The sequence below is a fragment of the Pontibacter vulgaris genome (assembly GCF_022758145.1).
Taxonomy (GTDB): Bacteria; Bacteroidota; Bacteroidia; order Cytophagales; family Hymenobacteraceae; genus Pontibacter; species Pontibacter vulgaris.
Map to the genome: position 1 here is coordinate 420,817 of NZ_JAJVDH010000003.1, position 12,053 is coordinate 432,869.

The 12,053-nt window shown below is 41.0% G+C and carries 9 protein-coding genes; 2 read left to right on the top strand and 7 right to left on the bottom strand.

Annotated features, from left to right (window positions below):
* Positions 1–295: 295 nt before the first annotated feature.
* Positions 296–4,141, top strand: a complete 3,846-nt coding sequence (locus LWP20_RS07170) for a hypothetical protein (RefSeq protein WP_242927439.1) — start codon at positions 296–298, stop codon at positions 4,139–4,141.
* A gap of 197 nt (positions 4,142–4,338) precedes the next feature.
* Here LWP20_RS07170 and LWP20_RS07175 read toward each other — a convergent pair whose 3' ends face one another.
* The 4 genes from LWP20_RS07175 to LWP20_RS07190 all read right to left on the bottom strand — a co-directional run bounded on the left by LWP20_RS07175 (position 4,339) and on the right by LWP20_RS07190 (position 7,754).
* Positions 4,339–5,547 (bottom strand): multidrug effflux MFS transporter, encoded by a 1,209-nt coding sequence (locus LWP20_RS07175; RefSeq protein ID WP_242927440.1) that lies wholly within the window; start codon positions 5,545–5,547, stop codon positions 4,339–4,341.
* Positions 5,548–5,624: 77 nt separating this feature from the next.
* Entirely contained in the window at positions 5,625–6,068 is a 444-nt protein-coding gene (locus LWP20_RS07180; protein WP_242927441.1) for a hypothetical protein, read from the bottom strand.
* 52 nt (positions 6,069–6,120) lie between these two features.
* Positions 6,121–7,098, bottom strand: coding sequence for a YpdA family putative bacillithiol disulfide reductase (locus tag LWP20_RS07185; RefSeq protein ID WP_242927442.1), 978 nt, complete (start codon positions 7,096–7,098; stop codon positions 6,121–6,123).
* 131 nt (positions 7,099–7,229) lie between these two features.
* Positions 7,230–7,754 (bottom strand): GNAT family N-acetyltransferase, encoded by a 525-nt coding sequence (locus LWP20_RS07190; RefSeq protein WP_242927443.1) that lies wholly within the window; start codon positions 7,752–7,754, stop codon positions 7,230–7,232.
* Between the two features lie 273 nt (positions 7,755–8,027).
* Between LWP20_RS07190 and LWP20_RS07195 the strand changes: the two genes are divergently transcribed.
* Complete coding sequence (locus tag LWP20_RS07195) at positions 8,028–8,303, top strand: YMGG-like glycine zipper-containing protein (RefSeq protein ID WP_242927444.1); 276 nt, start codon at positions 8,028–8,030, stop codon at positions 8,301–8,303.
* A 179-nt stretch (positions 8,304–8,482) separates the two neighbouring features.
* Here LWP20_RS07195 and LWP20_RS07200 read toward each other — a convergent pair whose 3' ends face one another.
* The 3 genes from LWP20_RS07200 to LWP20_RS07210 form a co-directional block, all read right to left on the bottom strand.
* Positions 8,483–9,712 carry a DEAD/DEAH box helicase gene (locus LWP20_RS07200; protein WP_242927445.1) on the bottom strand — a complete coding sequence of 410 codons (1,230 nt, stop codon included), beginning with the start codon at positions 9,710–9,712 and terminating at the stop codon, positions 8,483–8,485.
* Positions 9,713–9,853: 141 nt separating this feature from the next.
* Positions 9,854–10,966 carry a fatty acid desaturase family protein gene (locus tag LWP20_RS07205; protein WP_242927446.1) on the bottom strand — a complete coding sequence of 371 codons (1,113 nt, stop codon included), beginning with the start codon at positions 10,964–10,966 and terminating at the stop codon, positions 9,854–9,856.
* A 278-nt stretch (positions 10,967–11,244) separates the two neighbouring features.
* Positions 11,245–12,003, bottom strand: a complete 759-nt coding sequence (locus tag LWP20_RS07210) for a DUF3108 domain-containing protein (protein WP_242927447.1) — start codon at positions 12,001–12,003, stop codon at positions 11,245–11,247.
* Positions 12,004–12,053: the final 50 nt, after the last annotated feature.

A 12,053-nucleotide genomic window follows, 5' to 3' on the forward strand; every position in this document is an offset into this window, starting at 1 on the left:
CTCCGGTTTCTCAAAAGAGGTATATGCAAGCTCTGAATTGCTGGAGTATACTTGGTTAATTAAAGTATAACCCTCAGCAAGTATACTTAGCAGTTTCCTATACTTCCGGGAAATACATTTAATTTGTAATGCACTTATGGTTACGAACTGTATGGAAGTATAGTTTATACTTCCATACATAGTGCAGATAGTAGGAGTAGGTACTCCTGCTAGCAGATAGTTAGCGGTAAGGCAAAAAAGACACCTGATAAGGACAAATCTCTTATCTTAAGATAATTACCAAAATTGAAATTAAATGAAATTGAAAATTTTTTACTCTTGGCAGACAACAACCAGCACTAAATATAATAAGAACTTCATCTTATCGTGTATTGAAAAAGCAGTTAAAAAGGTTAAACTAAAGCCAGAGTTAAAGGAAGTAGAATTTGTAATTCTTGAAGGTGTAACAGGTGAACCGGGCTCTCCGCAGGTTGCCTCTAAAATTGCTGACGAAAGAATTCCAACTTGTGATATTTTTATTTCTGACCTTTCAGTTGTAAATCACATTAGTACCTTTAAAAAATTTGTTCGAAATATTGTCGGAGACCAGTTCAAGCCATTCCAAAACAACAATGTAATTTATGAACACGGTGTTGCCTATAATGCAATAGGACTTGAAAAAATGATTGGCGTCTTAAATACAACGTATGGTTCGCCTAATGAAAACCCTGCCAACATTCCGTTTGACTTAAAACACATCCGATTTCCAATCGAATATACTTACTCTGAAGCAACAAAAAACAAAGAAGAGGTTCAAAAAAAATTAGTCGACGATTTAGCTTCGGCAATTAAGGAAACGGCAAAATTTGCTTTACAAAATCAAAAAAGCAAATTCCATCCTTTACAAGTATGGAGTGACTGGGAAAATAGCATTTTGACACCACAACAGTTTATTTCGAACGATAAAACTAAAGAAGTAACAAAGTTAGTTCTTGACGGCTTAACAAATGCCAATCAGACCATTAGAATCTTAGGTTTATCGGGGTTAGGTAAAACGAGAATTTTATTAGAAATATTTAGACCAATCGACTCTAATGATAATTCGATTTTGCTTTCAAGTCGAGTGCTTTACTTAAACTGTAATCTATACCCGAACGCAGAATACCAAACCATTGTTTCAAAAGCAATTTCAGAGCAAACCAACCCGATTATTATTTTAGACAACTGTTCAATAACAGTTCATAGACAGTTAATTCAACTTATTAATAGAGAAGGGAATAAAGCATCTCTAATTTCCCTTGATTCTAATCCTGAAGAGATTGAGAACGATAAAGTGACTGGTGTAAATTATATCATTTTAAGAAAAGAAGAACTGACATCAGTTGTTGATGAGCTACTATCAAGTAGATTCAAAAACCTTAAGGATGAAAGCAAACAAAAAATAAAAGATTTTTCTCAGGGAATTCCTTTAATGGCTGTTTTACTTGGAGAAAGCGTAAATAATGGAGAAGAATTCATTGGCAAGTTAGATGACAAAGAGTTGTTGGATAAACTTCTTGGAACGAAAGGTAAAGAAGAAAAACATAGGACAATTTTAAAGTCTTGTTCAATCTTCAATTATTTTGGTTTTTATGATGAACTGGCAACACAAACTGAATTTATTGCAAAAAGCACAAACATTACAAGTCTTAATGGTGATGACATTGTAAAAGTTAATGATTTCCATGAAACGTGTAATTACTATTTGAAGAGAGAGATTTTTGAAAAAAGAGGAAGATTTATTGGAATGCGTCCTTTCCCATTAGCTATGTCATTAGCTCAAGAATGGTTAGACCCATTAACTCCACAACGACTAATAAATGTTATCAATGAAATTGCAGGATTACAAGACCCTGACAGAGGCGATTTGTCTAAAGCATTTGCAGAGCAAATGAAGTATCTTGGGTACAATGATAAAGCTGTTCAAATAGTGGCCAAAATTATTGGACCTGGAAGCCCTTTTGATGATGCGGAAGTTTTAAACACAGAGTTGGGTTCACGCCTCTTCCGCTCATTCGTAGAAGTGAATCCAATTGCCGTTTCTCAAAATTTCAAACGTCTATTTTTAAATAAAACAATAGAGGAATTATTAAAAATAGAAGCAGGACGAAGAAACATAGTTTGGACTTTAGAAAAATTGAGCTTTGACAAAAGAACTTTTGCAGATAGTGCTAAAGTATTTCTCCAGTTCGCAATAGCAGAAAATGAAACTTGGTCAAATAATGCCACAGGTCAATTTTTACATTTATTTAATACACATCTTTCAGGAACGGAAGCAGACTTGGGTGAGCGTTGGAAAATTATTGAATGGATGTTAAACAAAGGCGATAAGCCACATTATGATTTTGCTATAAGAGCAATGAAAAGAGGGCTGAATTTCGGCCATTTTTCCCGAATGGGGGGTGCAGAACAACAAGGCAGTAAAAGATTAATTGACAACAATCCAACTTGGAAAGAAATAAAAGAATATTGGAATAACATTCTTAATAAACTTCTTGAAATTATTAAATTAAAAAATGAGTATTCTGATTTAGCTAGTGAAACTATTGCGAACAGTATAAGGGCAATGTTTCATACAAGAATGGGAGATTTGATATTGCCAATCTTGAAGGAAATTTCAGATTTGAAAAAAAATGATTGGGACGAAGGATTAAAAGGGTTGAAGTTCGCAAGAAAATATGAAAGGCATTTTATTCCAGAAAACCAACTTCAAGAAATAAATAGCTTGATTGAGTCACTTACTAAAACAGATTTCTCAACAAAGTATTTAACACTGTCAAGTTCTTATCATTTAGACAATGATGAGTCTTACTCAAGTGAAAAGCTAATTGAAGAAATCATCAAATTGGCTGATGAATTTATAACAACCAATGTTTCCTGGGAAGAAACCTTCCCAGATTTTTATCAAAATCAACAAGTTTTTTCTTACCATTTTGGCAAACGACTATCTGAATTATTGAAGGATGATAAAACTAAAATTAATCATTTTATTGATTACTCATTAGATATTATTTCCAAAATACCGCAGCAAGAAAGAAATTTCGCGGTCCTTGGAGGCTTCATCACAAATTCAAATGAAGAAATTAAAAAGGAGTTTTACTCAAACCTGTTTAAATCTTCCGAATTCAATTGTCAATTGTTTTACTTTCTTTCTATTGATAAGTCAGGAAAAGAATTTTTTGAATTATTGTTTCAACTAATTAATAACAAAGCATGCGATATAACTAATTTTTATTCCCTTTCATATAGCAATGCTTTAGAACAATTAAATTTTGATGAATTGAATGCTTTTAGCGAAAGGTTATTTGCATATGGAGATGAAGGCTATGCTGTTGTTTTTGATTTGCTTGCCGACCTTAGTCACAGAGACCAAGCTAAAAAAACACCACTTGTACCAATCTTAAAAAAGTGTATTTTAAGATTAGGGTTTAATCGAAAATTTAAACGACAATTAGACGATTATAAATGGACAGAAGCCATATCATCTATTATATCTAATGAAAACGAAGTTGACTTTGCTAAATTTATAAACAAGTCCGTAATAGATTCTATCACCTGGGAGAACTCATATCATCTTGACCATAACATTCAAAAGGTATATGAAATTTTATTGAAAGTGCATTTCCATTCAATTTGGCAAGATTTATCAGACGCATTACTTTCAACTGAAGAAAACTATATTAAATTTTATGGATTAAAGCATATTTTAGGTTCTCATATTGGCGGTGTTGGCCGCAGTGTTGGCGTGTTATTTGACGGTGACATAAATTCAATTTTTAGTTGGTGTGAAAATAACAAACCGCTTGCACCAGCAAGACTCGCGGAATTGACACCCATTTTTGACAATAGCAATACGGATTACGAAAAATGGCATCCAGTTGCACTTAGACTTATTGATGAATTTGGCGACATACAAGAAGTTCTTAGCAATTTAAGTTCAAATATGGGGACCTACTCGTGGACTGGTTCTATTGTACCTTTACTTGAATCTAAAAAGGAATTATTTAAACAATTAATCGACCATAAAATTGAAAGTGTCAGAGAATGGGCAAGCTCATACATAAGCTACCTTGACAAAGACATTGAACGAGAAAAGAATAGAGACGCAGAACTTTTTTTGTAAAATATTATATAAGAAAGATGATAAAATTAATATTAAAACAAAGAAGCCCGAACCATTAACAGCAGCTACCCAAAAGGGGTGGCTGAGTGGTAAATCAAGCTTTGTTCTTATTTCCAAATTTCTGATTGATTGACAGCGAATTATTCAGTAATCGCCACCTTTGGGTAGCTGCAAACCGTTAACAAAACAATTACCTATCAGCTCCCCGCTTCCACCATCATCGCTCTGGTAGCATATTTTCTAAACCCAAGCAGCAGGCTTAAACTGATAACTGTGGCACCTGCCATTACCGCCATCATTGGGGTAGAGGTGTTGTTGTGGAATGTACTGACCAGGGCCGAGGCAAGCGCACCGGTAGCCATTTGTATACTTCCCATAATAGCACTGGCGCTGCCGGCATTTCGGGCAAAAGGAGCCAGCGCCAGTGCCGTTGCATTCGGGCCGATGAAGCCTAAGCAGAACATGTAACTGAAAATCAGGAAAAGAGAACCTGTAGCCCCTAAAAACCCGAAGTAATTACCAAGCAGCAAAAGCATGCCAGCCACAAACTGCACGATACCTGCCCTTAGCGTTACCTGAGCCGATGTGCGGCGCCTGAGTGCCAGCCTATTAAGCTGGCTACCTAAAATAAAGCCAAAAGCGTTGGAGCCGAATACCCAGCCATATTGCGTTTCGGATAGGCCAAAAATGTTCATGAACACAAACGGAGAACCTGTAATATAGGCAAACATACCTGCCTGTGCCGTACTTGCCGCCAGCACATAAACTATAAAAACAGGCTCCTTCAATACAAGTATAAAATCACCCAATACGCGCTTTGGCTTTAACGATAAAGTTTTATCAGGGCCTTTACTTTCTGGTAGCAGAAACGCCACTGCCATTAACACCAGAAAACCAATACCCGTGAGCACGGCAAAAATATAGCGCCAGCCCAGCGAGGCAGTTACAAAACCACCAATAGTAGGTGCCACAATCGGGGCCACACCCATTACCAGCATCAGCATAGAGAATACCTTTGGTATATCAGAAACGGGGAACACATCGCGCACTACAGCACGGCTGGCTACCATGCCCACGCAGCCACCCAGCGCCAGTAATAAACGCAGGCCAATGAGCCACTCTACGCTGGGCACAAAAGCACAACCTATAGATGCCAGCACAAAAAGGCTCAGGCCAAAGATTAACGGTTTTTTTCGGCCAAACCTGTCTACCAAAGGCCCGTAGATAAGCTGCCCTACCGAAATGCCTATAAAATAACTGGTAAGCGAAAGCGCTACGTGCGATATATCGGTCTTAAGATCTTTGGCAATGGCCGGAAAACCGGGCAAATACATATCGATGGCGAAAGGCCCCAATGCTGCCAGTGCTCCAAGTATAAGTATAATGATGTTTTGTTTTCTAGTCATGTGATCTGTAGCTAAACCAGTTTAATGGTTTCTGAAATAAAAAAGCAGACTGCCAGCCTGCTTTATCAAGTTTATACTTACTGTAAAGGTATCCGGGTTTTAGGCTCGTACCTGAAAGCTATAGTATCCTGTTTTTGTGCACGTTGCGCTTCCATTACCACCAGGCTGCTGTCGCCTTGGTTCAGGACATAAAAGAAAGTACCATAGCCGGCCCACCATCCGCCGCAGGCCGAAAGCGCTTCTTTTGGGATGTCGTAGTTGCGGTACATTTCAGGTGCTAGAACAGAGCAGGTACTAACGGTATCTATGGCATGCTGCTGCTCGTTATAATGCAGGTAAACGATGGCTTTTGGTTCGGATTCTTCGGTGCCAGCTATTTCCTGGCATTCAAAACGGGCTTTCACCATCAGGGCTGGGTTTGGTAAAGGCTCCGGCAGTATTACTTTTTCCTGAGCGGGCTGTTCGTTGCCGCAGCCTGCCAGCGTCAGGAAAAGTATAAAGTATAAAATCAGATTTTTCATGTTGTGTTTGCAGGAAGTATAACTCCGGTAAAATTGCAGCTGCAAATTTAATTTAAAATCCGGTGCCAGCTTCTTCCGCAATGTTTTTTACGATCTTAATGGCATGCTCCCGCGAGTTCTCGATAAACCAGACATGCGTGTCCATGCCGCCACAGATAACACCGGCCAGGTAAACGCCAGGCAAATTGGTTTCCATGGTATCAGGGTCGTATTGCGGGTAGCGTTTCTGGTCGTTGGTGAGGTTAATGCCAAGCTTCTGCAAAAAACTGAATTCAGGCTGATAACCGGTCATGGCCAGTACAAAATCATTGGCAATCGTTACCTTGCCTTCCAGTGTTTGTATGTCTGCTTCGTGCTCTCTAATCTCTGAAACATTAGAGCTGAAATATGCTTTGATTGAGCCTTCTTTGATGCGATTTTCGAGGTCGGGCTTGGTCCAGTATTTTATACTTCCTAGCTCCGGTTCGCGCACCACCATCGTTACCTCGGCACCTTTGCGCCAGGTTTCCAGAGCAGCATCGGCAGCAGAATTGTTTGCCCCGATAACCAGCACCTTCTGCTTGTAATAATAATGCGGGTCGAAGTAATAATGGCGTACTTTGGGCAGCTCTTCGCCTTTTACATGGAGCAGGTTCGGGATGCCGTAAAAACCGATGGCGATAATAATATGCTTTGCTTTATAGCTTGCCTTGCTGGTAGTAATACTGTAATTACCCTGCTCCGGAACCACACCTGTAACTTCTTCAAACAGGTTAACATGCAGTTGGTGGGCATCTGTAACCCGGCGGTAATACTCCAGTGCCTCAGCCCGGTTTGGCTTCGCATGGATAGACGCAAACGGCATTCCGCCTATCTCCAGCCTGTCGGCGGTAGAGAAAAAGGTCATGTACAGCGGATAGTTGTAGAGCGAGTTAACCAAACATCCTTTCTCCACGATCAGGTAACTAAGCCCTGCCTTTTTTGCTTCTATGCCACAGGCCAAGCCAATAGGCCCGGCGCCAATAATGAGTATATCAAGTATAGTTTCCAATTATCTTTTTCTTACGTTATCAGGGAAAACAATTCTGCTGCGTTAGAAGGTTTCGTTCCAGAACAGGCGACTTGCTTTGTAGCTACCCAAAAGCTGTGAGGTAAAAGTATACTTCGGTTTAAAGTATAAAGCTATGCCAGTTCACGTTTCAGGATGTACATGCCGCGGTATTCTTCTTTCATAGCTTCAAAATCCAGGGTATAGGTGCCGCATTTTTCAAACCCGTTCTGCTCGTAAAAGTTTACCGCTGGGCTGCTGTCCATGGCTTTTAGCCAGACAATGCGCTTGTTTCTTTCCTTTGCAAAGGCTACTGTAAAATCCACAACTTCGCGGCCAATACCTTTGCCAACTGCAGACTTAACCAAGTATAACCTTTCCAGTTCCAAGCATTCCTCCGAAGTATACCCTTCCAGTTCTTTGTCTATGTTTAGTTTCAGGAAACCTGCCAGTTCGCCCTCATTATAAATCAGGAAAAAGGCAGCGTTGCTATCGGCTAAATCTGTTTTCAGGGCATTATCACTAAAGCTGCGGTCGATGTACCACATGCCGCCATCGTACCACAAGTATAAATAATGGTCGCCGTAGGAATTTATGGCAATATCCTGCAGCGTATACAGGTCTGAAGTGGTGCAGGGAGCAATGGTTATACTTTTCATAGTGCAAAGTTACGCACCAATACAGGATCCTTTTATAAAATGTGCCATAAGTTATTTTATACTTCTTACCTCCCCTTCGGGCACCCTCACTTTAACTAAAATCTTAATTGTATCCGAAACATACTAACCAGCATGTTTTTTTTTAAAACGGATATTACCAAGCAATTTAACAGCACCATTACTTATTGAATATCAACTATCTATACATCTGAAATTAAAAACTACGGTCTTAAAAATCTCGTAAAATAATACAATTACCAAACACAATTAACTATGAAAAATTTAAGATTAACGATAGCAACATTAGTAACCGTTTTCCTGCTGGCTGGTTGTGCCGGTGGTGACGGCTGGAGTAGAAAAGCGAAAGGAGCTGCTGTTGGTGGCGCTACCGGTGCCGCTGCCGGTGCAGCTGTGGGAGGCACAAGCGGTGCCGTAATTGGTGCTGCCGCCGGTACTGCAGCAGGGGGTGCCATTGGCCGTAAAAAAGACAAGAAAAAAGACCGTAAACGTTACGAAGGTTACAACGACAGAAAAAATGATAACAGGTAAAGTATAAACTCCTGTTTCGCATGTAACTGAAAAGCTGCTCCATTATTGGGGCAGCTTTTTTGTTTGCAGCTTGGATAAGACCTCAAGCGTGCCTGAACCTCGGAGCATCTGGTGTGATAAATTAATTCTCCTAGCACATAAGACGCTCGCAGGAGCTGCGCACGTTGCGAGGTCTGTAATTACCTTCTCCCCTTTCCGCCGCGTTTGCCTTTTCCGCCTCTGCGCTTATCATTTTTGTTTCCGGCATTGGCTGCTTCTATAAAATCTTTGGCAGTTAGCGGGTATGGGTGATTATCAATAACAGGTATGGCTTTGCCGGTTAGTTGCTGTATACTTACCAGTAAAGCAGTTTCGCTGGCATCGCAGAACGAGATGGCTATGCCGCTGGCGCCAGCCCTGCCGGTTCGGCCAATGCGGTGCACGTAGGTTTCAGCCTCGAAAGGTAGTTCATAGTTTATCACATGGGATAACGCTTCTACATCGAGGCCGCGGGCTGCAATTTCTGTGGCCACCAACACCCGCACCTCGCTGTTCTTAAATTTTTCCAGCGCAGCTTCACGCGTTTTCTGGGCTTTATCTGCGTGTAAAGCTTCGGCAGGCACGCCTGCTTCCGTTAACTCTCTGGCTACTTTATCGGCGGTTTCTTTTGTGCGGGTAAAAACGAGAGCACGCTGCATATCCACATCTTTGAGCAAGTATAAAAGCAGGTTCTTTTTATCTGCTTTCTTAACATAGTATACTGCCTGCTTAATGCTGACTGCGGCTGATGAAACCGGGGAAACTTCTACCTGCGCAGGATTCACGAGCATACTGTTAGCCAGCTTTTGAATTTCCGGGGGCATAGTAGCCGAAAAGAAAAGCGTTTGCCTTTGCTCAGGCACTGATTTAAGTATTTGCTTTACATCGGGGGCAAAACCCATATCCAGCATGCGGTCGGCCTCATCCAGCACAAATACTTTCAGGTTTTGCAGTTGCACAATTCCCTGGTCTATCAGGTCAAGCAAACGACCTGGCGTTGCGACTACAATATCCACACCCGACTCCAACAAATCAGTTTGTATTTTATAAGGCACGCCTCCGTAAAGTACTGCATGTTTTAAGTTGGTATACTTGCCGTAAGCCGTAAGGCTTTCTCCGATCTGGGTAGCCAGTTCGCGGGTGGGCGTAAGTATAAGTGCCCTGATTTGTGCACTACTTTCCTGCTGATCTTTTTGCTGGTAAATAAGTTGAAGAATGGGCAATACAAATGCGGCAGTTTTTCCGGTACCTGTCTGGGCGCAACCTATAAGATCTCTTTTCTGAAGTATAAGCGGAATGGCCTGCGCCTGTATGGGGGTTGGTTCTGAGTAGCCTTCTGCTTTTAAAGCTTCCAGAATCGGGGGAATCAGGTGCAGGTCTTGGAACGTCATGTAATTTATACTTCAAGAATATTGATCTGTTTTCCTGACAAAGGTAAAAGGAACAGGAGGCACTATCAAACCAGTACAAAAGCAAAACGGCAGAATGTTGGTTCTGCCGTTTTTTATACTTTATTTATCAGACTTCTATACTTAAGCTATTGCTTCGTTCAGGCTTGGCAGGCGCCCAAAGCGGTGCAAGGTGGCAATGTGCGAGCGAACCGCCTGCACGAAAGTTTTATTCTCCATGTATGGTATGCCAAACTCTTCGGCAGTTGTTCTCACAATTTCAGAAAGAGCCGGGTAATGCACATGGCAAACACGCGGAAATAGGTGGTGTTCTATCTGGAAATTCAGGCCGCCCACATACCACGACAACAATTTGCTACGGCGCGAAAAGTTAACAGTAGTTTCGAGTTGGTGTATGGCCCAGTCGTTCTCTATAGTGCCATGTTCATTAGGGCGCGGGTGGCTTGTGCCTTCTACGGTATGCGCCAGCTGAAACACCACTGTAAGTATAATACCGGCCACAAAGTGCATCAGCAAAAAGCCCAGCAGCACCTGCACAAACGGAATACCGAAAAGCAATGTAGGCGCAACCAGCATTATGAAAAAGTATACTACTTTTAAGGATACCAGCTTTAGCAGAAATTTCTGGTTTTCGGCTTTGGAATTAGCATTTACGCCGGTACGCTTAAACAGAAAATACTGAACAAAATCTTTTGCCAGCACCCAATAAAGCGTCAGTAAACCATAAAAACCAAACGCATAAAGCCACTGCAAGCGGTGGTAAAACTTAACATTGGTGTGTGGCGAAAACCGAAGTACCAACCTGTCCTGAATATCTTCGTCCATATCCACTACGTTGGTATAAGTATGGTGAAGAATGTTATGCTGTAGTTTCCAGTTATCTGCCGAGCCGCCTACGAGGTTCAGCGTGTATCCCATCAGGGAATTAACAGTTTTATTTTTTGAATAGGCGCCATGGTTGGCATCGTGCATTACGCTCATACCTATACCGGCCACGCCCAGGCCCATTAAAAACCATAAACCCAAGCTAATACTAAAGGTTGGCTGTAGGGTTAACAGCAGTATAAAAGGCACAATATAAATTGTAAGCAGCACTATACTTTTCAGCACCATTGTACTGTTACCTGTTCTGGAAAGGTTGTTGTCTTCAAAATAAGCGTCTACGCGCTTACGGAGGGTTGGAAAAAAGAGACTCTTCTCTTTGTTCACAAATTTAATTTTACTCTGGGGCTTCATGTGGTTTTGTATTCAAATAATAACTCACACGCAGAAGTAAATAAAATTCTAAGGGTGAATTGATAGTCTTAATCTAATTTAAAAGGCTGCCATGCAAGTATAAGTTCATTTACAGCTTAAGTGTTTACTTAACATAAGTATAAATACAGCCTGCCGATACTTAATATTTCTACAATATAAACAGAAAACAGACGGCAACTACCGTCTGTCTCCCAAAAACTTATAGCAAATTCTGAATATTAGTAAATTCCTTACCCGGGCTTGCTGTACTTTATACTTTAAATGTAATTACCGGCGGTTGTTGCCAACTTTATTTTATTCCGCTTTACACCATCAAACAGCTCTTCCATTTTTAGTACTTCATGCGTTTTTTTGCTGATCCAGAAAGTGGCGTAGTTGGTAGTGCTGTAGTCTATTTTTAGTAGCCAGCAGTCTGTCTGTGTGTTGTTTATAGTTTGTATCTTTTCAGAGCCGATAACTTTATAAGCATAATATTTAGGACTAGTGGCGCTGCCGGGATGGTAAAAGTTTACCAGGTATACGGTCTTGTCTTTCAGCGGCAGGCACTCAAATGTTTCCATATCCAGTTCCCAATCCAGGGTTGGCGCAGCGGCAGCCATGTTAAATTTTTTAAAGGCATTGGCTTTGGTAGTATCAGAACCTGTAATTTTATCCGGGTAAAAATTGAAAGCCGCTACGCCGCGGGCGCTGGTGCTGGTCTGGTAAATCGGCGTAAAATCTTTTTCGCAAACCGAGAATATTTTCCTGTTCGATAAGGTATCCGCTCCTATCCAGTTCTGACGAATTACCAGGCGTTCTTTGCCTTTAAAATTTTCGAAGCTGATGTTACGCACCCATAAACTCTGGCGCAGCACTTTGGGGTTGGCAGGAGTTTGTATGGTAACCAGATACTGGCGGGTGCCCGGCTTCAGTTGTTTAATTTTCAGGTCTTTGGCAGAAATACGCACCGTATCTACTTGGGCGCTAGCTGCTGTGAAGAGCAAAAAGGTAAGGGCTAAAAGAAATAATTTTTTCATAGTATAGTATTAGTGTTATAACAGCATAGACCCCAAAACCTGCTCCAGGG

Excerpts from the sequence above, each read along its gene's own strand:
- LWP20_RS07190 (WP_242927443.1), bottom strand. The coding sequence starts at position 7,754 with ATGAAAAGTATAACCATTGCTCCCTGCACCACTTCAGACCTGTATACG.
- LWP20_RS07180 (WP_242927441.1), bottom strand. The coding sequence starts at position 6,068 with ATGAAAAATCTGATTTTATACTTTATACTTTTCCTGACGCTGGCAGGC.
- LWP20_RS07170 (WP_242927439.1), top strand. The coding sequence starts at position 296 with ATGAAATTGAAAATTTTTTACTCTTGGCAGACAACAACCAGCACTAAA.
- LWP20_RS07195 (WP_242927444.1), top strand. The coding sequence starts at position 8,028 with ATGAAAAATTTAAGATTAACGATAGCAACATTAGTAACCGTTTTCCTG.
- LWP20_RS07205 (WP_242927446.1), bottom strand. The coding sequence starts at position 10,966 with ATGAAGCCCCAGAGTAAAATTAAATTTGTGAACAAAGAGAAGAGTCTC.
- LWP20_RS07175 (WP_242927440.1), bottom strand. The coding sequence starts at position 5,547 with ATGACTAGAAAACAAAACATCATTATACTTATACTTGGAGCACTGGCA.
- LWP20_RS07210 (WP_242927447.1), bottom strand. The coding sequence starts at position 12,003 with ATGAAAAAATTATTTCTTTTAGCCCTTACCTTTTTGCTCTTCACAGCA.
- LWP20_RS07200 (WP_242927445.1), bottom strand. The coding sequence starts at position 9,712 with ATGACGTTCCAAGACCTGCACCTGATTCCCCCGATTCTGGAAGCTTTA.